General features: G+C 63.3%; 20 protein-coding genes and 1 pseudogene. 16 read left to right on the forward strand and 5 right to left on the reverse strand.

Annotated features, from left to right (window positions below; all coding sequences use genetic code 11):
• The first annotated feature begins 4 nt into the window (after window positions 1-4).
• The 9 genes from AB4061_RS08765 (at window position 5) to AB4061_RS08805 (ending at window position 13149) form a co-directional block, all read left to right on the forward strand.
• Window positions 5-9478: a hemagglutinin repeat-containing protein gene (locus AB4061_RS08765; protein ID WP_441632780.1), complete on the forward strand. Its 9474-nt coding sequence runs from the start codon at window positions 5-7 to the stop codon at window positions 9476-9478.
• Entirely contained in the window at window positions 9475-9939 is a 465-nt protein-coding gene (locus tag AB4061_RS08770) for a hypothetical protein (protein ID WP_441632782.1), read from the forward strand. The genes AB4061_RS08765 and AB4061_RS08770 overlap by 4 nt, the downstream gene beginning before the upstream one ends.
• A gap of 9 nt (window positions 9940-9948) precedes the next feature.
• On the forward strand, window positions 9949-10395 hold the full coding sequence (locus AB4061_RS08775; RefSeq protein ID WP_441632784.1) for a hypothetical protein: 447 nt from the start codon (window positions 9949-9951) through the stop codon (window positions 10393-10395).
• 531 nt (window positions 10396-10926) lie between these two features.
• Complete coding sequence (locus AB4061_RS08780; RefSeq protein ID WP_441632786.1) at window positions 10927-11283, forward strand: immunity 8 family protein; 357 nt, start codon at window positions 10927-10929, stop codon at window positions 11281-11283.
• Between the two features lie 54 nt (window positions 11284-11337).
• Window positions 11338-11727, forward strand: coding sequence for a hypothetical protein (locus tag AB4061_RS08785; RefSeq protein WP_441632788.1), 390 nt, complete (start codon window positions 11338-11340; stop codon window positions 11725-11727).
• 182 nt (window positions 11728-11909) lie between these two features.
• The gene (locus AB4061_RS08790) at window positions 11910-12242 is read left to right on the forward strand and encodes a DUF6984 family protein (RefSeq protein ID WP_441632790.1); all 333 of its coding nucleotides are present in this window, start codon (window positions 11910-11912) and stop codon (window positions 12240-12242) included.
• 22 nt (window positions 12243-12264) lie between these two features.
• On the forward strand, window positions 12265-12528 hold the full coding sequence (locus AB4061_RS08795; RefSeq protein ID WP_441632792.1) for a hypothetical protein: 264 nt from the start codon (window positions 12265-12267) through the stop codon (window positions 12526-12528).
• A gap of 104 nt (window positions 12529-12632) precedes the next feature.
• Entirely contained in the window at window positions 12633-12872 is a 240-nt protein-coding gene (locus AB4061_RS08800; protein ID WP_441632794.1) for a hypothetical protein, read from the forward strand.
• A gap of 55 nt (window positions 12873-12927) precedes the next feature.
• Complete coding sequence (locus AB4061_RS08805; protein WP_441632796.1) at window positions 12928-13149, forward strand: hypothetical protein; 222 nt, start codon at window positions 12928-12930, stop codon at window positions 13147-13149.
• A 419-nt stretch (window positions 13150-13568) separates the two neighbouring features.
• Here the strand turns inward: AB4061_RS08805 and AB4061_RS08810 are convergent, their stop codons facing one another.
• A complete protein-coding gene (locus AB4061_RS08810; RefSeq protein WP_441632798.1) occupies window positions 13569-14363 on the reverse strand; it encodes a WG repeat-containing protein in 795 nt (264 codons plus the stop codon).
• A 578-nt stretch (window positions 14364-14941) separates the two neighbouring features.
• Between AB4061_RS08810 and AB4061_RS08815 the strand changes: the two genes are divergently transcribed.
• From AB4061_RS08815 to thpR, 4 genes and pseudogenes are all read left to right on the forward strand, one after another.
• On the forward strand, window positions 14942-15238 hold the full coding sequence (locus tag AB4061_RS08815; RefSeq protein WP_441632800.1) for a hypothetical protein: 297 nt from the start codon (window positions 14942-14944) through the stop codon (window positions 15236-15238).
• Window positions 15239-15367: 129 nt separating this feature from the next.
• A pseudogene (locus AB4061_RS08820) lies at window positions 15368-16878 on the forward strand (AlkA N-terminal domain-containing protein).
• Window positions 16875-17408, forward strand: a complete 534-nt coding sequence (locus AB4061_RS08825) for a methylated-DNA--[protein]-cysteine S-methyltransferase (RefSeq protein WP_441632802.1) — start codon at window positions 16875-16877, stop codon at window positions 17406-17408. Before AB4061_RS08820 ends, AB4061_RS08825 begins: the two are co-directional and overlap by 4 nt.
• Window positions 17409-17471: 63 nt before the next feature.
• Entirely contained in the window at window positions 17472-18041 is a 570-nt protein-coding gene (gene thpR, locus AB4061_RS08830) for an RNA 2',3'-cyclic phosphodiesterase (protein ID WP_441632804.1), read from the forward strand.
• 21 nt (window positions 18042-18062) lie between these two features.
• On the opposite strand, the gene AB4061_RS08835 is transcribed toward thpR, so the two are convergent.
• Entirely contained in the window at window positions 18063-18710 is a 648-nt protein-coding gene (locus tag AB4061_RS08835; protein ID WP_441632806.1) for a LysE family translocator, read from the reverse strand.
• Between the two features lie 133 nt (window positions 18711-18843).
• Between AB4061_RS08835 and AB4061_RS08840 the strand changes: the two genes are divergently transcribed.
• Window positions 18844-19782: a LysR substrate-binding domain-containing protein gene (locus AB4061_RS08840; RefSeq protein ID WP_441632808.1), complete on the forward strand. Its 939-nt coding sequence runs from the start codon at window positions 18844-18846 to the stop codon at window positions 19780-19782.
• A gap of 225 nt (window positions 19783-20007) precedes the next feature.
• Window positions 20008-20757, forward strand: coding sequence for a flagellar brake protein (locus tag AB4061_RS08845; RefSeq protein ID WP_441632810.1), 750 nt, complete (start codon window positions 20008-20010; stop codon window positions 20755-20757).
• Window positions 20758-20991: 234 nt separating this feature from the next.
• On the opposite strand, the gene AB4061_RS08850 is transcribed toward AB4061_RS08845, so the two are convergent.
• Together AB4061_RS08850 and AB4061_RS08855 are read right to left on the reverse strand one after the other, a co-directional pair.
• Window positions 20992-21225 (reverse strand): hypothetical protein, encoded by a 234-nt coding sequence (locus AB4061_RS08850; RefSeq protein ID WP_441632812.1) that lies wholly within the window; start codon window positions 21223-21225, stop codon window positions 20992-20994.
• Window positions 21226-21263: 38 nt separating this feature from the next.
• The gene (locus tag AB4061_RS08855; RefSeq protein ID WP_441632814.1) at window positions 21264-22112 is read right to left on the reverse strand and encodes an IclR family transcriptional regulator domain-containing protein; all 849 of its coding nucleotides are present in this window, start codon (window positions 22110-22112) and stop codon (window positions 21264-21266) included.
• 420 nt (window positions 22113-22532) lie between these two features.
• Between AB4061_RS08855 and AB4061_RS08860 the strand changes: the two genes are divergently transcribed.
• Window positions 22533-23054, forward strand: coding sequence for a hypothetical protein (locus AB4061_RS08860; RefSeq protein ID WP_416051208.1), 522 nt, complete (start codon window positions 22533-22535; stop codon window positions 23052-23054).
• A 79-nt stretch (window positions 23055-23133) separates the two neighbouring features.
• Here the strand turns inward: AB4061_RS08860 and AB4061_RS08865 are convergent, their stop codons facing one another.
• On the reverse strand, window positions 23134-23484 hold the full coding sequence (locus tag AB4061_RS08865) for a DUF1304 domain-containing protein (RefSeq protein WP_441632817.1): 351 nt from the start codon (window positions 23482-23484) through the stop codon (window positions 23134-23136).
• Window positions 23485-23544 lie beyond the last annotated feature (60 nt).

The raw sequence follows: 23544 nt of genomic DNA on the forward strand, positions 1-23544 counted from the left end.
CGCAATGAACAACAATCGCTATCGCCTGGTTTTCAACATGACTCGCGGCATGCGGATGGTTGTCGCCGCATGCTTCACTGTCGCGCACAAAGCGGCGGCGGGCGCATGCCCGGGTACGCTGATCGGCCGCGCACCGGGGGTGGTGGCAACCCTGCGGTCGATCGCCTGCACGGTACTGCTGGCGCTGGGCATGGTGCAGGCAGGCGGCGCGCAGATCGTGCCGGACGGCGCCACCGGGCGCGGCCCTGGCGTGGCTGCGGCGCCCAACGGCACGCCGATGGTCAACATCAACACGCCCTCCGGGGCTGGCGTGTCGCATAACCAGTACCAGCAGTTCTCGGTCGACGGGCGTGGCGCCATCCTGAACAACGCCACGGCTATCACGCAGACGCAGCTTGGTGGCTATGTGCCCGGCAACGCGAACCTGGGCGCAAGCGGCCCTGCGCGCATCATCCTGAACGAGGTCACGGGCGCGGCGCCAAGCCGGTTGAATGGATACATCGAGGTTGCCGGGCAGCGCGCGGACGTCATCATTTCCAACGGTTCGGGCATTTCGGTCAACGGTGGCGGCTTTATCAATGCCAACCGCGCCATGCTGACAACCGGCGCGCTGGTGTTCGGCGGCGACGGCAGCCTGGCGGCATTCCGCGTGATCCACGGCGGTATCCAGGTCGAGGGCCAGGGCTTCAACGGCACCAGTCTCGATCAGGTCGACCTGATCGCCCGCTCGGTGGCCATCAACGGCAAGCTGTGGGCCAACGCCGTCAACGTCATCACCGGCACCAACCAGGTCGACTACGCCACGCTCGGCGTCCACGTGATCCCCGGCGATGCCAATCGCCCCACCGTTGGCATCGACGTGTCGAACCTTGGCGGGATGTACGCGAACCGCATCCGCCTGATCGGCACGGAGGCGGGCGTCGGAGTGCGCAGCGCCGGCACGCTGGCCGCGCAGGCAGGCGACTTCACGCTCGATAGCGCGGGACATGTCGCGCTATCGGGAACCACCTCCGCCACTGGCGCGTTCGCCATGCACGGGGCGCAAGGCATCGGGAACACTGGCACCACCGCGGCTGGCGGCAGCCTGTCCGCCACCAGCGAGGGGACCATCAGCAACGCTGGCGCCCTGATCGCCGCCCAGGACCTGACGGTGGCCGGCCGCTCGGTACAGTCCAGCGGAACGCTGGCCGCCGGCATTGATGCCAACGGCAATACGACCCGGCCGGGCAGCCTGACCGTGCGTGGCACGCAGTCCGTGGCTTCCACCGGGCAGAACCTCGCTGGAACTCGCCTGGACGTGAGCGGCGGCGCCCTGAGCCTGGCCGGCAGCCAGGCGCGCGCCAACGGCGACGTCGTTCTCGCGGCGCAGTCGGGGGATCTCGATCTGTCCGGCGCCACGCTGGCGGCGGGGCAGGCGCTCACCGCCAATGCCGCCGCCACGCTGCGCACCGACGGTGCCCGGCTGACGGCAAACCGGATCGATGCGTCGGCGCAGACGCTGTCGAATCGCGCGGGCACGCTGTACGCGCGGAACGGGGCCGGTATCGCGATCCAAGCCGACGCCGACAACACGAGTGGCGCCATCCTGACCGACGCGGGCGACCTTGGCGTTTTGGCCGGCGGCACCTTGGCCAACGCGGACGGGCGCATCACCAATGCCGGCACGGGGCAGACCTCCGTGCAGGCGGCCCGGCTGGAGAACAGCAACCGCGGCGGCGCCACCGGCGCGGGCATCATCGGCGGTAACGGCGCGCTGATACTCACGGCGGGCCAGTTGGCCAACACCGGCGGCGGCCAACTCATCGCCGGGACCGATCTCACACTGCACCTGCGCGGATCGGCAGACAACACGCGTGGCCAGATTCACGCCGGCCAGCGCCTGCATGTCGACGGCAGCCAGGTCGCCTGGCGCAATGACGGCGGCACGATCTCAGGGCAGTCGATCCAATTTGCGGGTGCCTCGCTGTCGAACCGGCAGGGCACGGTGCTGGCCAATGGCGCCTTGACGGCCAACCTCAACGGTGACGTGGACAATACCGGCGGCAACTTGCAGGCGGGCGACACGCTCTCCCTGACCGCAGGCGGCACCGTCACCAACGACAACGGCCAGATCGCCAATACTGGAACGGGCAGCACGCGTATCACCGCCTCTGCCATCGACAACATCCACGGCGCCACCCTTGGCGGCAACGGCGACGTTCAGCTCCAGGTGCGGCAACTGGACAACACCGTGGGCGCGCAGCTGGTCTCGGGCAAGAACCTGCAACTCGACATCGGCGAGTCGTTCAGCAACGCCGGCGGCAAGGCCTATGGCGCAACGGGGCTGACCGTGACGGCCCAGACCGGCAGCATCCGTAACGAGGGCGGCAGCCTCGCGTCGGGTGGCAATGCGTCCATTCAGGCTGCGAAGATGCACAACGCCGCCGGCAAGGTCGTCGCCGATGGCGATATCGGGCTGACCGCCGCCAGCCTCACCGGCGCCGGTACCCTGCACGCCGGGCAGGATCTGGCGGTGGCCACGCAGGGCGACTATGTCAATGCCGCCGGCAGCCGCCTCAAGGCGGAGCGCGACCTCTCCTTCGGCACGACCGGCGTCTTCACCAACCAGGGCAGGTTCGAGGCCGTCAATATCCTGGACCTGTCGTCCGGCCGCATCGTCAACGAGGCCGGGGGCACCATCAACGCCGCCACCACGAAGCTGGCCGCCGCAGGTGAGATTGCCAACGCCGGCCGGCTGGAGGGCAACACGCTCACCACCAGCAGCGACACGCTCAACAACACCGGGACCATGATTGGTGGCATGTTGACCACCAACGCCCGGGCAGTGCACAACATCGGCGCGGCCGCCGTCATGGCGGCCACCGACACGCTGAATGTCTACGCCCGGCAGCAGGTCACCAATACCGGGAGCGCCACGCTTTACAGCCTGGGCGACCTCCATATCGCGGCCAACGGTGAGCGGGATGATCGCGGCCTGCTCAAGAACCGCACTGGTCAGGTATTCAACGACAGCAGCACCATCGAAGGCGGCAGCAGCTACGGCGTGCTTGAGATCGCCGCGCAGGACCTCATCAACCAGCGTCCGGCGCCGCCAGTCGCCATCGACACCACCGTTGACACGAAGCACGAGCGCAAGCGCGAGAAATACATTGCGTGCGCCACGACCAACCCCTATCCGAAAAAGGGCTGCACGCGGGCCGTCTGGGCCGGTCCTTACAAGACGCCAGTCGATGCGTCATTCACGGGCTCCCAGATTCTCGCGCGCGATGACGCCAGGAAACGCCTGGTTGCCGACATCAACGGGGTCGCCACCCAGATCGACTACAACACGCTGACGGAAAGCGGCGGGGTCTTGCTGGTCAATTACTGGGATGGCTACAACCGCGATGTCCACTACGACCCGGCCACCGAGTACGCGAGCCGCAATGACGGACATCGCGGCTGGCAGCGCGTCGAGATCGCGCGCGACACGACCACGACAACCGCCACCGAGCGAGATGCCAACCCCGGCCAGCCGGGCGCCAGCCTGATCTCGGGCGGCGACATGATCCTCGCCAACGTCGGCAACCTCACCAACCGGTACAGCACAGTGGCCGCCGGCGGCGGCATGCAGATCGGCGACCAGCACCAGGGCGGCGAGGTGGCCTCTGGCCAGTACGGCACCACCACGGTCGCCAATATCGGCCAGACCCTGTACCGGCGCACCACGCAGGGCATTGTTTCCACCTACGCCTGGAACAAGGACCCCAGCCAGGACGTAGGCCAGGTCGTGCAGCCGGGCGTGGTGCTGACGCCAGTTGCGGTGGGCACCATTGGCGGCGCCATCACCGCCGGCAAGCGGCTGACCATCTACGGCGGCAATGTCCAGAACGAGGATGTCGGCAAGAGCGACCCGATGGCCGGCACCGGCAGCACCACGCTGACCGGCGCCACGGCGGCCGCACGGCGCGTGGCCAACGTGTCGCTCGCCAACACGCCGATCAAGCTGCCATCCAACGGGCTCTTCACGTATCGCACCGAGCCGGGCTACACCTACCTGGTCGAGACCGACCCGCGCTTCACCCGGTACGGCAACTTCCTGTCGTCGGACTACATGCTGGGGCTGCTCGGCATCGATCCGGCCATGACGCAGAAACGACTCGGCGATGGCTTCTACGAGCAGAAGCTGCTGCGCGACCAGGTGACCCGGCTCACCGGAAGCACCTACCTTGCCGGCTACGACAGCGCCGAAGAGCAATACAAGGCCCTGATGGCCGCCGGGGTCCGCGCCGCAAAACCGTTCAACATGCTGCCCGGCATGACTCTGACCGCCGCGCAGATGGATGCACTCACCACCGACATCGTCTGGCTGGTGTCCGAGACGGTCACCTTGCCTGACGGCAGCACCCGCAGCGTGCTGGTGCCGCGCATCTACCTGGCCCGCACCCGCACCGGCGACCTGCAGGCCAACGGTGCGCTGCTGGCGGCGGATAACATCGAACTGCACGCGAGCGGCACCATGAAGAACAGCGGCGTGCTCGATGCCGGCAGCCGGCTCTCGATCGCGGCAACGGACGACGTGATCAACCGCGGCGGCGCGATGCGCACCCAGGGCGTCACCGCCATCTCGGCGGGTCGGGACATCCTGAACCAGTCCGGCCAGATCAGCGGCGACAAGGTCGGCCTGGCGGCCGGGCGGGACATCCGCAACGTGACGCTGTTCGACCAGCAAGGCGTGCAGTCATCGGCGGGCAACGCGAAGGCGTCGACCAGCCTCTATGGCCAGCAGGCCCGCATCACGTCGCATGGCGACATGCTGCTCTCGGCCGGCCGCGATGTGACGGCGACCGGCTCGACCCTCTCGGCTGGTGGCGATGCGGCGGTGATCGCGGGCCGCAACCTCACCTTCGACACCCTGGAAGGCAAGACCCGGCAGTCGCTCTACCACAGCGACAAGCACCACGGGGAGGACAGCCGCACCGCGCACGCCGTCAGCACGGTCAAGGCGGGCGGCAGCCTCACGGCCACCAGCGGCGGCGACACGGCACTGAAGGGCACCCAGGTTAAGGCCGGCACGGACCTGACCCTGATCGCGGGCGGCAACCTGAGCGCCACCGCGGTCACCAACGAGGCCACCCATGACAATGTGGCGCGCCAGAGAAGGAGCCGCCAGCAGGAGGAGCACAGCCGCGACCAGTCTACCGTTGGCGTAAGCCTGTCAGCCGGCGGCAATGCCACCCTGGCGGCGGTCAAGGCAGCCGACCAGGGCGGCGGGACCGGCCGCCCCGACGGCAAGGGCAACGTGACCCTCACCGGCGCCAGCGTGCAAGCCGGCGCCAACGGCCAGGGCGGCGGCGCGCTGACGGTGGTGGCGGACCGCAACGTGACGGTTGTCGAAGCACGCGAACTGCACGACAGCAGCCTCGACGTGCAGCGCAGGGGCGGCAGCGTCATCCGGCGCACTTCCAGCAGCCTGCAGGCCAGCAGCCACGAAGACCTGGGTGTGGGCAGCACGCTGGCGGGCGATGCGATCAAAGTCCAGGCCGGCAACGACCTCACGGTGCGCCAGAGCGCCATTGCCGGCGCCAGCGGCGTGGCCTTGACGGCCACGCGCGGCAACGTCCTGATTACCGCCGGCGAGAACATCCGGGAAGAAAGCGCCTCCCGCCAGGAGAAGACGTCCGGGCTCTCCGCCTTCGCAGGCAAGGGGGGCGTCGGCGTGTCGGTGGGCAGCAACAGCGCCAGCGGCGCCAGCCACACCCGCTCGGTCACCCAGAGCGATGCCCGCAGCCTGGTTGGCGCCAGCAACGGCAACGTCACCATCACTGCGGGCAAGGATGCCGGCATCATCGGCAGCGACCTGGTGGCCGGCCGCAAGAGCGGGAATGCCGATCTCGCCGCCGGCAACATCGACATCCTGGCCAAGAACGTGACGATCGCCGAAGGCGTGGATCGCATCGATCAGGATGCCAGCCAGCGCAACAGCGCCAGCGGCCTGTCGGTGGCCCTGGCCGGCACACCGCTGGATACGCTCAAGAACCTGCAGGCCGTACAGAAGGACCCCAGCGCCGTGTCGCGCGTCACGGGGACGTTGAAGGAACTGGGCGCCTCCGCCTTGACGATGCCGCAGGTTGACGTGCGGATCGGCAACCAGAAAGGCAGCGCCCAGTCCACCAGTGTCGCCGCCATCAGCAGCGGCAGCAGGCTCAGCGGCGCGGGCAACGTCCGCGTGCGCGCCACCGGCAACGGCGAGACCGATGCCAACGGCAAGGCCGTGGACGGCAACGTCCTGGTGTCGGGCAGCACGATGAGCGCGGGCAATGCCGCCGTCCTGGATGCCGCGCGCGATGTCACGCTGCGCGCCTCCACGGACAGCTATCAGGCAACGCGCGGCGCCAGCAGCAGTGGCTGGACGCTCAGCAACGCGCTGCCCAGCCTCGGCGACGTGGCTCGCCACATCGGCGGTGGCCCCAATCACAGCGGCGTGGGCATGTTGCCCTACGGCAGCCAGAAAGCCGACGCCAGCGGGGAGCTCGCGAGCAGCAAGCAGAGCGCCAGCGTGATCACTGCCAACACCGTGGCAATCAAGGCGCACACCGGCGACATCACCATCGCCGGCAGCGGCATCGCCGCCGGGAACGACGTCATGCTCTCCGCGGCCAAGGGCAAGATCGACATCCTGTCCGGGCAGGACACGCTGTCGCAGCGCGCGGACAATGCCAGCCGGCAGATCGGCGACCTGGGTGGCACCGGGTACTCGGGCACGGTAGGCGTACGCAGCGAGTCGCACCACACCGACGGCACGCGGGCCACCCAGAACACCATCCGCAGCCAGGTGGCCAGCCGCAGCGGCAACGTCACGATGGCGGCCGGCGAGAACATCACCGCGCGCGGCGCGGATATCACCGCCGGCAAGGACGTGACGCTGATCGGCAAGAACGTCATCCTCGATCCGGGCACCGACGCGGCCAGCCAGAACGAGCGCCACCGGGTGAGCCAGTACGGATCGACCCTGGCGCTCTCCGGCTACGCAGTCAGCGCCGTGCAGGCCGTGGAGAACGCCGCCCGGGCCGTGGAAGCCAAAAAAGACGGCCGCGTGGCCACGCTCTACGGCGTGCAAGCTGCGCTGGCGGTTGCCAATGGCATCCAGGGCATCCAGGCCGTGACCAGCGGCGGCACCAGCGCCACCGCCGCGCTCAAGGTCACCGCCAGCATCGGCGGCGGCACCAGCGAAAGCCAATTGCACAGCCTGGCGAGCACGAACCAGGGCACCACGGTCGGGGCCGGCAACGCCGTGACGATCGTCGCGACCGGCTCGGGCCAGAAGGATGCCGAAGGCTTTGCCACCGATGGCGACATCAGCGGCCGCGGCGCGCAGATCCAAGGCAAGACCGTCAGCCTGAGCGCATCCCGCGACGTGAACCTGGAAAGCGCCCAGGACCACACCAGCATGGACAGCCGAAGCAGCGGCAGCAATGCGAGCATCGGCGTGGGCTTTGGCATCGGCGGCCAGCAAAACGGCTTCACGCTGGAGCTGGCCGCCAGCCAGAACAAGGCCAACGCCAACGGCCAATCGGTGACCAACCAGAACGCGCACGTGGCCGGCACCGACAAGGTCACCGTCACCAGCGGGCGCGACACCAACCTGAAGGGCGCGCAACTGATCGGCGACACCGTGGAAGCGACGGTGGGCCGCGACCTGAATATCGAGAGCCGCCCGGACACGGACACCTATCACGCCAGGGAATCGTCCTCAGGTGCCCAGGCCAGCCTCTGCGTGCCGCCGTTCTGCTACGGCACCACGGCACACGCCAGCGCAAGCCTCACGCAGGGCAACACCGACAGCACCTACAGCTCGGTCAGGGAGCAGAGCGGCATCTACGCCGGCAAAGGCGGCTTCGATGTCAACGTCAAGGGCAACACCGACCTGAAAGGCGGGATCCTGGCCAGCACGGCAGCGCCAGCCAGGAACAGCCTGACCACCGGCACGCTGACCCAGAGCGACATCCAGAACAAGGCGGAGTACAGCAGCAGCACCTCGACCATCGCGGGCAGTTACAGCGGTGGCAGCAGCGTGAAGGCTAGCGATCCGAACCTCGGGCCGGTGCAGCCGGCGCACGTGGACTGGGGCAATGCCAATGTGCTGCAGAGTGCGGCCAACAGTCTGGCCGCCACGGCGGCGGGCAACGCGCAAAAGCCGATTGCAGGCAGTGCCGCAGGCGTGACCAAGAGCGCGGTTGCGGCAGGCACGGTCACTATTGCCGACGGTGCGGCCCAGCAGGCCAGGACCGGCAAGACGGCGGAAGACACGGTTGCATCCCTGAATCGCGATACGGAGAACGCCAACCAGGGCATCGACAAGATTTTCGATGCGCAGAAGGTCAAGGACCAGCAGGAGTTGAACCAGCTGAAGAATCAGGTGGCGCAGCAGGCTGCGCCGTTGATCTATCAAAAGGTTGGCGACGTGCTGGTGGGTTCCTCGCCCGAGACCAAGGCAGCAGTGCATGCGCTGGTGGGTGGTCTGATGTCGCGGGCGTTGGGCGGAAGCTTTGCGGCAGGCGCTGCGGGTGGGGCCGCAGCGTCGTTGGCGATGGAGGCTTTTGGTAAGGCGCTGCTAGAGCAGAAGGATCTGTCTCCGGATGACCGCAAGGCGCTGGCGCAACTCGCTGGATTGATAGTGGGAGGTGCGGCGGGGGGCGCGGCAGATGGGGCTGTTGCTGATGTTGCAGCGGGCGCGAACATTGGGAAGGTGGCGACGGAGAATAACTATCTTAGTCACATCCAGAAACGCGATCGCGCTGAGGCACTTGCTGCTTGCAAGCACGATTTGTGCAGAAGACAGGTGCAGGCCGAGTATGCGGCTGAGTGGGAGAAAAATCGCGCGAGCGTTGAGAATTGCTCTAGTCAATCAGAATGTCTGGCCGTCGCGCAAGCGCTACGCACGGAGCAACAAGAGCAAGGACAGCGGATTGCTGAACTGCAGGCCAAGGGAGCGTCGAACTGGACGAATGCAGAGCGCATGGAGTATGCCGACCTGCGTCTGGGCGACACCAGCCTGAATCAGATGCGCAGTGTTGCCCTAGGCAACGCCGCCAAGCTAGCCGGTGGCAATGCGCTGCGCGAGCAAGAAGTAGCGAATCTGATAGCCGATGTCGGGGTCGGTGCGGCATCCGGCTTCGGCGCGACGATAGGGAGGTACTCGCCGAACGCGGGTGCAGTGGGCAATATGAAACAGTATCTGTCTAGTGACGGATTTGGTTCAGAGCTAAATAAATCGATTAGAAAGACATCTCAGCAATATCAAGGGCAAAGCGTCTACAAGGCAACGGAAGATGTCGGATCGCACGTGAGAAAGGGGGATCAACTATACTTGGATGGAGCACACAAGGATCATCTCGAAATTTTTGACAGGAGCGGAAATTTTAAATGGGTTTTAAATCTAGATGGATCTATAAATTCCGCGAAAACAGATGCAGCCCGAGGTAGAAAGATAAAATGATTGGCATTTTCAATAAAATCAAGGATTCCATGTGGAATCTCGCAAGGTCCCGTGGCGTGGCGGAGCGTACGATCCACGAAGACTGGAGTTTGAATTACAAGCGGGATATTGATTTGACGTTTGCATCTGATATTTTGACGCTGTCTGAGCTGGTTCGTATACATCGCGAAGCCATTGAAAAGGGCGACCTAACAACGGCACGCTGTGCTCTGATAGAGGCACAGGGTTTTGCGCACAATCTTAGTAGTTTATTCTGGTCGATAAAGGAAGATTTGCTTCGTGGAAGTGATAAAGAACTGAATGTATCCGGAAATCCAGGTCTTGACTGGCCGGCATTGCCGGAGCGATATGAATACCCAAATGAATATCGGTACCACGATCCGAGTAAGCTAGTGACAATGGATAGTGATAAATACAAATGGAATGCCGACATCAGGTGTTGGGAGCGGGTTGTCGACTGACCAGGAACCATGAATCCGAGCAAAGAACAGTTACTTCACGCTTATCAATGGGATATGAAATTCATGTCGATAGATGACATCCCGTTGGCAAACTTGCTGGCGTCTATCGAGAGTATGTACCCAGAGCCCGCTCGAGGCCGATGGCAGGCCGCGCTCGATTGCATCTATCGCCTCATTACGTGCGAGCTTGCGGACATCACTTGGGTTGGGGAAATTGAAGAGAATTTGACGATCCTATTTGAGTCACTCGCAACATACCCGCCCTTGCAGCTAGAACCAGGCTACTGGTTGGAGCTCCAGATGTATGGAACGGAGAAATGCGTTGACCTGATCAATCGCCATCATATCGATTGGGATAGCGATCTGAACCCCGCATTCGCTCAGGAGCTTGAGCAGATATTTGATCGCTATGGAGTTGGCCTCGATAAATCTCCCTTGACTCCGATTCGATCCTAGATTTCAACTCTGAAGAGAAACTGATCTCGATTCCGCTCCGAGGGATTAGGGGCGATTTTCAACTCGGGGCAGAAAGGCAATCAGGGCGCCGGAACGTCACCAACGAAGGTGGGGAGTCCTTCTGGTGCCATAAACACGGCAGCGGGTGCGGATAATGCGACAAACGTTGCAACCTACGGATCACTGAAGGACCAACTTGCCAGGGAGAATCTGGCCAACATCGGTGCGCAGGACTCACGGTTTGGCTGCAGCAGTACTAGGAAGCGGTACACGGAATCCGAATTTCTCTATTGGAACTGGAACTGCAGCCGATGCAGATAGATTGGGGAAAGTGTGGGTTGGAGATGGCGCTCGACCTATGAATGGCGTAGCCGGTGGTTTAGTGAGTGCGGATGGAAATCGCGTGTACCGACCGCCTGCTGTGAAACCCAATACATGCACACAGTTTGTGCCGACGGGCGCTCAAGCTAGTTTCCAACGGTTAGAGAGTGGTGTCGTTACTAGTAATGGCCATTTGAATATTGCGAAGCCATGAAAGCGATTGTTAAAGGAATAGATATCGGTGGCCACATTGGTTTCGACCAATATTGGCCAGAAGATCCATCGTGCTTTGGTCTATGGCTAACCGTGCAGGTCGGGCCGGACGACGAAGAAGGAGGGCATCTGTACCAAATACTGGCGTGTACGCCGGCCTGGATAACCAGGGAATATGGTCAGACGGGAGCGATATGGGGGCGCCATATGCTAATTGTTTTTGACTTCGATCCTGAACGTATAAAGAGCGAAATCACTCGGTATGTAAACGGCTGCACAGGGAAGGATTTTTGGGAAGTGGCTCAGAAAGTAGCCAGGATTGGTGCATGGGAGTTCGAGGACTATCAAACTTGATCTAGCTATTGTAAGCAGCCCTTCTTTGCCACCCGGGTTCAAGGTGGACCAGAAATGAATGAGGAACTGAAGGACAAGTGGTTCGGTGAGAGCATCAAAGATCGTATTTCGAAAATTCACCTTGAACTTGAAGACGATGCTGTTGGGTTATGGCAAATTATTCCTTTTGGAAGGCAAGGCTATGGCTTGGCTGGCGAGGACTTGGTTGAGTATGTTCGTCGATCGCTCCTGGCACTTTTTGCCCACGGAGCCATTCCAGTACAAGGGGCCATAGATGGAATCCACTACTGGGAGCCGGTAGATCGATTTGGCGCAGATCCCCAATTGATGGTCCAGGGCGTAATCGATGAATGGTTGGCATCGAGCGAAGATCCCGATCCCGGTGGACTTTGGTTTGCCATGCCAAGTAGTTGTGAGATCCTCAAGGCAGATCACCCAGAGTGATGCGGAGGCCGAAGTTCTGTTCAACGTGCTGTGACGAGCGACCTCAAGAATATCGGAGAATCACTACCTCAAGGGCAGTACACAGGCACCGTCGTTGTGAGTGGAACAACTTTCAACTACAGTGCCTACAAGCTTCCAAACGGCACGATTAACGTTGGACGTATTACGCCACCGAGATGAGTATGGGCATTGTGAGAGGGTTGAAAGACGACGAGCGGACTCTGTTAGCCAAGTTAATTGCCGGTAAGCCCCAAGAAATGCGTCTCCTTGGTTCTCTTGCTGACGCACTCGTTGAAGAAATGGACGATGGTGGAATGGGAAGCCTGCGCTTCTATGCTTCGGATGCGCGGTCGCGTCGCCTCGGCGAACAATTGGCCAAAAGGGAGTTCGTCGATATCGACGGCATACCGGTTATGGTTGCAATCAATTTGGACGACCACGGAGACCTCTATGAGCTTGATATCTGGAAGGTTGATTTCTCGCCATTTAATCGGTTCCCGATCATGGCGTCATAGCGATTAGGATATTGGATTCATTATGCAGAACGTCGTTTCACGCGTTCTTCATACGAGCTCTATGGTGCTCAATGATGATGAGGTAAAGCGTCTCGTTTCATGGACTAATGAATTGTCAGGCGGTGAGCTGCTTATCTCAGAAGATGCGCTATGCAAGTATGTAGAAAGAATACAGTCCGGGGATTTAAAAATTTTTGCGATAGAGCCTTCATGGGGTGCCGAGGTGGTATGCGTTTATGAAGGTGAGGTAAGCGAGGGGGCGGAATTTATACAGCAAAGGCAATGAGAGAAATTTTCAAAGTAAAAGATGTTGTGGGGAACATTGATATCGATCAATATTCTTTTCAAGAAAATATGTCGCGCTTTGTCCCGTGATATACCGTTAATGATATGAGAGATTTTCAGATTGTTTTTGTCAGTGACGTAGATCACGAGCATCTGATGGCGGAAATATCCTATCGGAAGCAGCGTTTGTGCCTGATAAGCAAAGAGGGTGGAAACGAAAAAATGGAAATAGAATTTCTAACGGAAATTTTTATTATCGAGGATAGCGTGGTGATGAAATTTCCACTTGTTGAATTTGTAGACGTAATCAAGCAAGCGGAGGCGGAGCTACGGCGGTGCATTTGAATGCGCGGGATATGGTGCCACTGCTTGCTGCCCCCACTCGACCAGGATGGAAGTAATGAGCGACCAGTATCTGACAGTGGAGCAGGCGTATCGTGCAATGTTTTATTTTTTGGAGCACGAATATGATCTGACAAAAGCCGATGAGATTGGAGGGCTTCTGAGTTCGCTCTCATGGGAGATCACTCAGCGACATGGTCCTGCTGATGCGGCTGCATGGCAAGATTGGCGGGATGCTGTTCGAAAGGCTTTAACGATTTCGGACAATGCATCGCCGTGAAAGCAAGAGTGAACCAGCATGACGTCGCTTCGCTTGCCGTATGTTCGAACTCTAATACCTGGGATTAGGGTTTCCAAGGCTGTTTGAGCCCGCGTGGGATGAACGGCCCGGCCGTGAGTGCCAGGCGCGATAGCGCCTTCGGTTTTGGGGTTGGCCGCTGGCGGAGCGGGTTTCATCCATTCGGTGGCAGCCTTGACGCGCAATCGCGGCACGGCTGTGCTGGCAGTCCTTGTCGGCAGCCAGGCGGTGACGATACGAGTAGGTCGTGATGCCCTGACCTTCGAATCAGCTCGGCAACAACCTTCGCGCGCTTCCGCAGAGCCAGAAAATCTCGTCAGGAAAAGTCACTAAGACTGCTGCGACAATGTAAGCCAATAATTTAAGGGCGGTGCCGAAGGCTTCATTGCAGCTCCTGGTACTTACGGAGTTGGTTGCACCCAATCACCGATTAGCTCCTCTGCCCCGCGCTTGTCTACGCGGTAGACTTTTCCGTCTCGAACTAACTCGGCATAACCTCTAAAAAAATAACCTCGCTTGTCATAGCGAGGAGGAATTATTACATTGCCAGATTTATCAATGAACCCCCACTTGCCATCTATCGCCACGGTAAAAAGATTGTCATTGAGCCACTTCCCGGACCACACATTAAAAGCAATTTGGTCGTAGTTTAATTCTAGTAATTTATTGCCTTTCAGGTCGTATAGCATTCCATCGCGTCTAGCTTTAAAGCCAATTATAAAACCATCACCCTCATACTCGACAATCTTTGGGCTGTCTTTAAGTGTCGGCGCAATTATTTCACGCCCCGCCATATCGATAACCCCCCACCCGCTCGCTCTTTCTACCGCTGCAATGCCTGCTATGTCGCTGAAATAATTTATCTTTTTATATGTAAGGGGAATGACCACATTCCCCCTTGTATCAAGATACCCGCAATTACCTTCAGCGCAGACGCCAATGAGTCCATTTTTCAAGCCCAAGACTTCGTCATACTCAAAGGGTATAGCGACCCTTCCGTTTTCATCGATATAACCGATCTTTTTACCTAGCCTTGCGGCACTTATGCCCTCCTTAAAGTGCAAGGAATTGTTGTAGATTGGCGGAATGACAATCACGCCATTCTTGTCTTTAGCTCCCCAGAGTCCATTCAGATTAAAAGTGATTGGATAGCCATCCATATCATTATTTTCAGCGGATACATTGGCAGAAGACATTCCGAGAATTAAGAGGCACAAGCTCCGAACCAATAGTCGGGTAACCATAAATATAATTTCTCTCCAAAATTACCTGCGATTGTAGTACTAGTGACATCTTAAACTTTAACATCCCGTCATGGCTTTGCTTCGTCCGCGCAGAGATAAGCCTTTCCTTGCCGAGGCATCTTAGGCGCACGTGTCATCGACGGTGCGGGTGTGAGGGTTGGGGGTCGTAATTGGCTGGCGCGGCGTCATTCAGCGCTGGACCGCTTCAACGGCGTTGCCCAAGCGGCTGGCGCAGGTTGCGGCTGACGGCCGGCAGGATCGATCCGGTTCTTGCGGCCGTTGGCTAGCGTAGCGGATGTGACTTTTTGTTGCGGCTGGGTTCGGCTGCATGGCCCCACGATATACTCCGCTCGTTGCTGCAACCACAGCGGCCGGGTTTGACAGCCCGACGACAAAACACGCTGTCAAACTTGCTCGCAAAGGAGGCACTCCCATGCCCCAGTCTTCATTCGCCCATTCCGGGCAAATCGCTTCCCTCAAGCTTCCCGTCATCTGCCAGCGCCTGCGCGCCTCCCAACGGAGGGCGCTCGATGTATAACTACCCGCGCTACAACATCACCGCCCAACGCACAGGCCGCGATACCTTCCTGACCGCGCATGCTCCATCCGAAAGCCCACTAAGCCTCGCTGCCGAAAAAACCGCGCAGCTCAATGCGTTGTTGTCGGTTGCCGTCGAGAACGCGGCGGGCGGCACCTTCTGCAACCTCGGTGAAGAAACCCAGGCCCATCTGCTTTCGCTGGTGGCCGTGCTTGCGCATGAGACGCTGGTGTTGAGCGAATTGGCCGCCGCGATGGATGAGCCGGAGGGCGAGGGTGACGATGGATGACGCGAGCGCGCTGCCGTGCTGCCGCTGTGCCGGAGGTCTTCGTGTCGCAGTGGCGGGTCAAAACACGCCGCCGAGGCAAATGTCCGAATCCAGCTAGTTCTGCCCTCGCAACGGAGTAGCATGCTGGCTATGAAACTCGATCCGGATACCTGCTACAAGGCCGTGGCTTCGCACGACCGCCGCTTCGACGGGCGCTTCTTTGTGGGCGTGTCGTCCACCGGCGTCTACTGCCGGCCGATCTGCGCAGTGCGCACGCCCAAGCGCGAGAACTGCACGTTTTACGACAGTGCCGCCGCGGCCGAGAAGCAAGGCTTCCGGCCCTGCCTGCGCTGCCGGCCGGAGCTGGCGCCGGGACACGGGCTGGCTGACCTGTCGGGGCGCCTGGCCCAGGCCGCGGCCACGCTGATCGACGAGGGCTTCATGGTGGATGCTGGCGTGGCCGGGCTGGCCGCGCGCATCGGCATTACCGAGCGCCACCTGCGCCGGCTGTTCGATGCGCAGTTCGGCGTCTCGGTGCTGGAGTATGCGCAGACGCAGAGGTTGCTGCTGGCCAAGCGTTTGCTGACCGATACGGGGCTGACCGTGACCGACGTGGCGCACGCCGCCGGCTTTGGCAGCGTGCGGCGCTTCAACGATGTGCTCAAGACGCGCTACGGGCTGACGCCTATGGCCATGCGCAAGCGCGCCGCCGACAACGTGGCCGACGAGCTGGTGTTCGAGCTGGGCTACCGCCCGCCGATGGCGTGGGCCGCGTTCCTGCAATTCCTGGGCGTGCGCGCGGTGGATGGCATCGAGCAGCTTGGCGATGGCACCTATGCGCGCACGCTGGCGATCGAGAGCGGCGGCCGCACCCATCTGGGCTGGCTGCGGCTGGAGCACGTTGCACGCCGCCATGTGATCAAGGTGACGTTGTCCGGTTCGCTGGCGCACGTGATTCCGCAAGCGCTGGGCCGCGTGCGGCGGTTGTGCGACCTGGGCTGCCGGCCCGATGTGGTCGATCAGCATCTGGGCCCGCGGCTGCCGAAGCGCCCGGCATGCGTTTGCCGGGCGCGGTGGATGGCTTTGAGATCGCCGTGCGCGCGGTGGTGGGCCAGGTGATCTCGGTGAAGCACGCGCGCACGCTGCTGGCGCGGCTGGCCGAGTGCCACGGTCTGCCGCTGGCGCAGCCCACGCCGGCGCTGCGGGTGACGTTCCCCGGCGCGGCTGCGCTGGCTGGCGTGCCGCCCGAGGCCTTGCGTGAGATCGGCATCCCGCTGGGCAAGGGCCGGGCCATCCATGCCATCGCTGCCCGCGTGGCGTCGGGCGAGCTCAGGCTGGAGCCCAACGCCGCGCCGGAAGACACCGTGGCGCGCCTGCGCGAGGTCGACGGCGTGGGCGACTGGACCGCGCAATACGTGGCCATGCGCGCGCTGGGCTGGCCGGATGCCTTCCCTGGCACCGACTATGTCTTGCGCAAGGTGCTCGGCATCGCTACCGTGCGAGGCATGAACCAGCATGTCGCGCAGTGGGCGCCGTGGCGCGCCTACGCCGCCATCCACCTGTGGCGGCGCTACGAGGACCACAAGTTGGACAAGTTGGACAAGCCGGACAAGTCGGTACGAGACGACAAGGCAAGGGACACATCAAGGAACGCACCATGATTGCATACCGCATCGTCGCCAGCCCGTTGGGCGAAGTGTTGCTGCGCGTCGACGGCGCGCGCTTGAGCGGGCTGTTCTTCTCGGGGCAGAAGTACTACCCGGCGGCGGCCACGCCGGACACCAACGTGCCCGCCGCCGCGAAGCCTGTCTTCGAGCAGGCCGCCGATGAACTGGCCGACTACTTCGCCGAGCGCCTGCAGGTCTTCACCGTCCCCATGGTGCTGGGCGGCAGCCCGTTCCAGCATGCGGTGTGGCAGGCACTGTGCGAGATCCCGTTCGGCGAGACCACGTCATATGGCGAACTGGGCGCCGGGCTGGGCCTCGCCCCCACCCATGCGCGCGCGATCGGCGGGGCGGTGGGGCGCAATCCTTTGTCGGTGATCGTGCCTTGCCATCGCGTGCTGGGCGCCAGCGGCGACCTCACCGGCTATGCCGGTGGCACCGACCGCAAGCGCGCGCTGCTCCGGCTCGAAGGCACGGCCGCGGCTATGGCACTGCCTATACTGCGTCAGTCGGCGTTGGCATTTTGAGCAAGCGGCATCGCACCGCCGTGCGTGACCGTCCGCGCCAGGCCGTTACGGGAGGTGAGACCGATGGCGCGTTTGTTCGTGGCGATTGAGGTTCCGCCGGCGCTGGCGGCATCGTTGCTGGCTCGCGTGCCGCGCGTGGCGGGCATCCGGGCGGCGGCGCCGCATCAGGTCCATCTCACGCTGCACTTCCTCGGCGAGCAGGACGACGCCACGGCGGCATGTATCGAGCGGGCGCTTGACGGTGTCTGCGGCGCGGCCTTTGCGCTCACGGTGAAAGAGGCTGGCTATTTTCGGGGCCGGCGGGCGAGCGTGCTGTGGGCGGGCGTGGCGCCCAATGCGGCGCTGGACAGCCTGCATGGGGAGATGGCGCAGGCGCTTGCCGGATGCGGGAGCGCGCTGTTGGCGGACGCTGACGCACCGGCGCGTGCGCGCTTCCATCCCCACATCACGTTGGCGCGCTGCGGGCCTGCCGTGGCGGATACCGCGCTGCAGGCATGGCGCGACGCGCAGGCCATGCTGGTGTGCGAGCCGTTCCCTGTGGAGCGCTTCATCCTGTACCAAAGCCATCTGCGCGCGGGCGGCGCGCAGCATGCGTGCCGGCACGCGTATGGGCTGGATCCGGCGGCACGCTGATGCCGCCGGCAACGGCCAGCGTCATGCCAGGTTGCCCAGGCCAAGCGCCACCCCCAGCGCCAGCAACACCGAACCGATCACCCGATCCAGCCAGCGCTGGCGCCGCAGCATGGCGGCGCGCAACGCGGGCGTGGAAAAGCAGCACGCAATCAGGCCGAACCAGGCCAGGTGCGCCAGCGACATGAACAGGCCATAGCTGAACTGCACTGCCAGCGGCGTTTGCGCATTCACCACCTGCGTATAGGTGCTGACCACGAACAACGTGGTCTTGGGATTGAGCGCATTGGTGAGAAAGCCCATCTTGAGCGCGCCGAGCGCTGTCAGCGCAGGTGTGCCAGCATCCGTAGCATCCGCACCGAGCGGCGGCGCGTTCGGGTCCGGCGCGCGCTTGCGCAAAGTCTGGATGCCGATCCAGATCAGGTAGGCCGCGCCGAGCAGCTTCACCACCGTCAACAGCTTGTGCGCGTGCTCCATCAACAACGCCACGCCAAACATCGTGTAGAACACGTGCACCTGCACGCCAAGGGCGATGCCGAGCGCGCACAGCAGCCCGGCCTTGCGGCCATGCACGAAGCTGTTGCGCATCACCATGGCGAAGTCGGGGCCTGGGCTGATCACGGCTAGCACGGTGATGGTGGCGACGGCCAGCAGTTCAGTGAGAGAGTGCATATCGTGTGAGTATCCTTGACGGGATAGAGGCGGTGTCCCAAGCATTCTCTGCATTCTCTGTGTTGATAGGTAGCGCCACAACCGATTTATACTCGTGCAAATCCGTGAGAAAAACTGACACATCAAGGCAAGCATGCACTGGCTGGGCGGGATCCGTTTCTTCGAGGCCGCGGCGCGGCACCAGAGCTTCATGCGGGCTGCGGACGAACTGCACCTGACCCACGGCGCGGTCAGCCGCCAGATTCGCCAGCTGGAGGAGGCGCTTGGCGTGGCGCTGTTCGAGCGCCGCAACCGGGCCGTGTTCCTGACCGAGGCGGGGCACATCCTGCATGCCGCCGCCACGCAGTCGCTGGAAGTGCTGGGCGCGGCCGCGCAGCGCATCCGCGCGCATGCCCAGCCCAGGGCGCTGGTCTTGTCGTGCGAGCCCACCATTGCCATGCGCTGGCTGATTCCCCGCCTGCCGCGCTTTAGCGCGGCGCATCCGGAGGTGACGCTGCACCTGATGGCCGCTGGCGGTCCGGTGGACTTCGCGCGCAGCGGCGTGGACCTGGCGCTGCGCCGCAACGATTTTCATGTGGGGCCGGAGCTGCATGCCCATGAAGTTGCCGAGGAATGGGTGGGCGTGGTCTGCCGCGCCGGGGCTAGCGTCGGGGCGTCGTCCCACCGGCTGCACACGCGCTCGCGCCCGGATGCCTGGCAGCGCTGGGCCAAGGCTGCCGGCGGTGCGCAGCGCTTTGGCGCCGATGCCTGGTACGAGCATTTCTACCTGACCATCCAGGCTGCCGCGGCCGGGCTTGGCTGCGCGATCGCGTCGCGCCTGATGGTGGCCGACGAGCTCGCCGACGGCCGCATCGCCGCGCCGCGGGGCTTCGTGCGCGACGGATCTTGCTATCAGTTGCTCTCGCCCGTGGCGTTCGAGCACGATGCGCGGCGTCGGGCGGTAAGGGACTGGCTATGCCAGGAGGCGCAAGCATCGCTCGGCGCGGATCCGGCCCAGGTGGCCGCATCGCCACATCCAGCGCGCGGGGCCAAGGGCGCGGCAAAACGACGTGGGCGTGAAGACGGCAAATGAGGCGCAAACCCGCCCCGGTGGGCTACCCCACGGAAGTCTGGCTCAAGTTTTGCCACACTTCGCCGTTGTTCAAACAAGAGCTTGCGCAGCAGCAGGCGCCGCGCTTAACATGCGGCGCTAGCCGCTCGCCCCCGCTTGCATCCGGGTACGCGGGCAGCCCGAATTCCCCCGTCGCAAGCCAGTCTGGCGCGACGCAGGCCTCTCTCAGACGTTTGCGTGATTTTCATGAGTCTCCAAGATTCCCCGGAGCAATCCGAGCTTGACGCCGGCGCGTTGCCAGACGACCGCTATCGCCTTACCCATTCCTCGCAGATCGGCACCGTGCTGCGCGACCTCGCCTGGCAGAAGTGCATCCTGAACGTGCGCGCGCGTAGCGCTCACGAGATGGTCACGTCCGTGCTGCATGTGGATCCGGCCAGCCGCACCTTTGTCTTCGACTGGTGCTCCACCGAGCCCGAGCGACAGGCGCTGCTGGCCTCCAACGAAAATGCCTTCTCGGCATCGCTGCGCGGGGTGCCCGTGAACTTCATGATCGGCACGCCCGGGATCACCCAGTTCCAGGGTGGCCCGGCATTTTCCGCGCCGTTCCCGGAGAAGCTCTATCACTTCCAGCGCCGCCGTCATTTCCGCGCGCGCACGCTGGTCACCAAGGGCTATGTCTGCACCATCAAGATGAGCGACGGCACCGTGCTCAAGCTCGACATTGCAGATCTCTCGCTCTCGGGCGTCGGGTTGCGCTCCAAGACCGTGGACGCCACGCAGTTGCCGGTGGGCACCACCATCTCCGGCGTGCATCTGGATTTTGGTGCGCTGGGCAAGCTGGACCTCAGCCTGCAAGTGGTGGGCCACTGGCTGGCCGGGCGCGATGACAGCGCCATCCATCATTTCGGCTGTGCGTTCTCCAACCTCGATGGCCGCATGGAGAATTTCCTGCAGCGCCTGGTGTTTGCGCTGGAGCTTGCCAGCCGCGGCTAAGCGCATCTGGCTGTTGTTCATGTCGTTTCCGCTCAGCCCGTGCTGATGCGGATCCGGTTGCGGCCGGCCCGCTTGGCTTCGTAAAGCGCGCGGTCCGTGTGCGCCAGCCATTCGTGGTGGCCCGCCATGCCGGCATCGACGGCGGCGACGCCAAGGCTGGCGGTGTGGCCGCGCCGGAAGCCGCGCCCGGCTGCAGCGAGCGCGAAAGCCGCTCGGCCATTTCCACCGCCTGCGTCAGGCTCGCGCCACTGAGCAGCACGCCAAACTCCTCGCCGCCGTATCGCTCCACCAGGCATTGCCGCGCTTCGCCTCGGGCCGCCGGGCCGTGCTGCGCGGCGTGCCCGCCTCCAGCATGGCCGCCGCCACCGCAAAGAACCCGATCGCCAGGCCGATGGCGCGCATGGCGTAGAGCCGCCGGACGAAACGCATGCCCTTGCCTGCCGTCGGGTTAAGGGGGCTTTGCGCCATGAATCCGCGGTTCCCTGTCGATCTTGATTTCGGGCGGCTCAGGCGGCGATCAGCTTGCCGATCGCCACTGCTGCTTCGCGCATTGGCGGCAGCAGGCGCGAAATCATCTCCGCTTCCGATACCTGCGCCGCGCGCACGCTGACGCTGATGCCCGCCATGACACTGCCCGAGATGCCGCGCACCGGCACCGCGATGGCGCGCAGGCCGGGCTCCAGCTCTTCGTCGATCAGCACATAGTCCAGCTCGCGCGCATGCGCAAAGCTGGCCTCCAGCTCGGGCCGCGAGATCTTGGTCTGCAGTGTGCGCGGGCGCAGGTCGACGTGATCGAAGAAGTCTTCCAGCGCCGGCTCGGCCAGGTGGGCCAGCAGCATGCGGCCAATCGACGTGCAGTACGCCGGCAGCCGGCTGCCCATGCCGAGCGAATAAGTGAGCACCCGCTGCACTTCCGAGCGCACCAGGTAAAGGATGTCGGTGTCGTCCAGGATGGCCAGTGCCGAGGTCTGCTGGATGCGCGTGCTCAGCGCGTCGAGGATCGGCTGGGCCAGCGATACCAGCGACGTCGACGAGAAATACGCGTGGCCCAGGTGCAACACGCGCGGGCGCAGCGCGAACTGGCCGCCTTGCTGGCTCACGTAGCCAAGCTGCTCCAGCGTGTACAGGCAGCGCCGTACCGATGCGCGCGAGAGCTGGGTGCGCTGCGCCACCTGGGAAATGGTGAGCGGGCGCTTACGCTCCGAGAAGGCTTCGAGCACGCTCAAGCCGCGCGCCAGCGACAGCATGAAATTCGGGTCGCCGGCAAAACTGTTGAGAAGGTCGGCCTGGGGGCGGGCGACGCGGACAGTGGCGGCCGTTGCCTGGCCAGGGCTGCTGGGAATGGGGGCTTCCATGTGGGCGAGTGCGCGCGGGTTGTTCGATAATCGCGCATCTTAAACCGGCTGGGCGCCTCGGGCCAGCGCTTTTGTTGCGGCCGATCCCCGTTTTGGTGCGGGGATAGGGCCGGCCGCAAAAAAACGTCGCCGTCTCAAGGGCACGGCGACTGGAAGGGTGTGTCATCAAGACGGGGGTCCCGGCGACACGTCCAGCATAGGAGGCGGTGGTCAGACATTAAATACAACTTCCGAGGGGATTCATGTCTCGCCATGTCTGCGCAGTCGGGCGCGCGTGGCACCTGGCGCCCCCCGCCGCGGCGAGGCGGGTAAAATCGCGCCCTTGATGCCGCCGCCGTCCCGGTCCGCCCCCGCCAAGCATTGCGTGGCGGCCAGGCCAGCGCCCGCAGCCCACCGCGCAGCCCCGAATTGAAGCCAGCCATGACCCATCAGCCTGAACTCTCCCCCGAAGCCGACGACCCGGACGCCGCCGGGGACAACGCAGAAAAGATCCAGGAGCCGCGCCTGTGGCGTGCCGACGGCTGGACCGCCCGCGTGATCAAGAACGAGGACGACGACGGCTGGGCCGTTGCCATGATCAAGGACGGCGAGCCCGAACCCGCGCTGGTTGGCCCCTGGACCATGGGCCGCGACAAGAAAAATCCCAAGCCGCTGGACACCAACGCCTTCTCGACCCTGGTCAAGACCGCCTCCGAAGTGCTGCGCCGGCACGAGCAGCAACTGCACGCCATGCTGCACAAGAGCGTGATCGTCGACACGGATACGGCGCGCATCAGCGTGACGCTCGACATCGTGCCCGACGAAGACAACCCATTCGCGGTGCTGCGCGCCACCGACGAGCTCGGCGACGAACTGGCCCAGGTGCGCGTGTCGCCGGGCTTCAAGCTGAGCAAGGCCAGCGCCGCGGACTGGATCGAGAACGAGTACCGCAAGCCGCGCTGAGCGGCCAGGAACCGCCGCCCGGACTGTGCCATGGCGGACGCCCCGCGGAGCTAGTACGACGCCAAGCCTGCCGGCCGCCTCAGGCCAGCAGCACCAGTGCGATGGCGATCGCCGCCGGCAAGCCCTGTACCCACAGGATCTTGCGGCTGGCCGTGCAGGCGCCGAAGATGCCGGCCACCAGCACGCAGCACAGGAAGAACAACTGCACCGGCACCGCGGCGGTGGCCAGGCCCCACAGCAGGCCGGCCGCGAGAAAGCCGTTGTACAGCCCCTGGTTGGCCGCCAACGCCTTGGTGGCGACGGCGAACTCGTGCGTCAGCCCGAAGGCCCGCATGCCCTTGGGCTTATCCCACAGGAACATCTCCAGCACCATGATGTAGACATGTTCCAGCGCTACCAGCGCCACAGCGGCAAGGGACAACCATTTCATGGCAGGGATCTCGGAAAGAGCAAAGACGGGAAGGGGTTTGGGCGGTCTGGCGTTTTAGCG

Origin of the sequence: Cupriavidus sp. YAF13 (assembly GCF_052113425.1) — a bacterium.
Taxonomy (GTDB): Bacteria; Pseudomonadota; Gammaproteobacteria; order Burkholderiales; family Burkholderiaceae; genus Cupriavidus.

Coding starts and splice junctions, on each gene's coding strand:
- AB4061_RS08765 (WP_441632780.1), top strand. CDS start 5: ATGAACAACAATCGCTATCGCCTGGTTTTCAACATGACTCGCGGCATG.
- AB4061_RS08770 (WP_441632782.1), top strand. CDS start 9,475: ATGATTGGCATTTTCAATAAAATCAAGGATTCCATGTGGAATCTCGCA.
- AB4061_RS08775 (WP_441632784.1), top strand. CDS start 9,949: ATGAATCCGAGCAAAGAACAGTTACTTCACGCTTATCAATGGGATATG.
- AB4061_RS08780 (WP_441632786.1), top strand. CDS start 10,927: ATGAAAGCGATTGTTAAAGGAATAGATATCGGTGGCCACATTGGTTTC.
- AB4061_RS08785 (WP_441632788.1), top strand. CDS start 11,338: ATGAATGAGGAACTGAAGGACAAGTGGTTCGGTGAGAGCATCAAAGAT.
- AB4061_RS08790 (WP_441632790.1), top strand. CDS start 11,910: ATGGGCATTGTGAGAGGGTTGAAAGACGACGAGCGGACTCTGTTAGCC.
- AB4061_RS08795 (WP_441632792.1), top strand. CDS start 12,265: ATGCAGAACGTCGTTTCACGCGTTCTTCATACGAGCTCTATGGTGCTC.
- AB4061_RS08800 (WP_441632794.1), top strand. CDS start 12,633: ATGAGAGATTTTCAGATTGTTTTTGTCAGTGACGTAGATCACGAGCAT.
- AB4061_RS08805 (WP_441632796.1), top strand. CDS start 12,928: ATGAGCGACCAGTATCTGACAGTGGAGCAGGCGTATCGTGCAATGTTT.
- AB4061_RS08810 (WP_441632798.1), bottom strand. CDS start 14,363: ATGTCTTCTGCCAATGTATCCGCTGAAAATAATGATATGGATGGCTAT.
- AB4061_RS08815 (WP_441632800.1), top strand. CDS start 14,942: ATGTATAACTACCCGCGCTACAACATCACCGCCCAACGCACAGGCCGC.
- AB4061_RS08825 (WP_441632802.1), top strand. CDS start 16,875: ATGATTGCATACCGCATCGTCGCCAGCCCGTTGGGCGAAGTGTTGCTG.
- thpR (WP_441632804.1), top strand. CDS start 17,472: ATGGCGCGTTTGTTCGTGGCGATTGAGGTTCCGCCGGCGCTGGCGGCA.
- AB4061_RS08835 (WP_441632806.1), bottom strand. CDS start 18,710: ATGCACTCTCTCACTGAACTGCTGGCCGTCGCCACCATCACCGTGCTA.
- AB4061_RS08840 (WP_441632808.1), top strand. CDS start 18,844: ATGCACTGGCTGGGCGGGATCCGTTTCTTCGAGGCCGCGGCGCGGCAC.
- AB4061_RS08845 (WP_441632810.1), top strand. CDS start 20,008: ATGAGTCTCCAAGATTCCCCGGAGCAATCCGAGCTTGACGCCGGCGCG.
- AB4061_RS08850 (WP_441632812.1), bottom strand. CDS start 21,225: ATGGCGCAAAGCCCCCTTAACCCGACGGCAGGCAAGGGCATGCGTTTC.
- AB4061_RS08855 (WP_441632814.1), bottom strand. CDS start 22,112: ATGGAAGCCCCCATTCCCAGCAGCCCTGGCCAGGCAACGGCCGCCACT.
- AB4061_RS08860 (WP_416051208.1), top strand. CDS start 22,533: ATGACCCATCAGCCTGAACTCTCCCCCGAAGCCGACGACCCGGACGCC.
- AB4061_RS08865 (WP_441632817.1), bottom strand. CDS start 23,484: ATGAAATGGTTGTCCCTTGCCGCTGTGGCGCTGGTAGCGCTGGAACAT.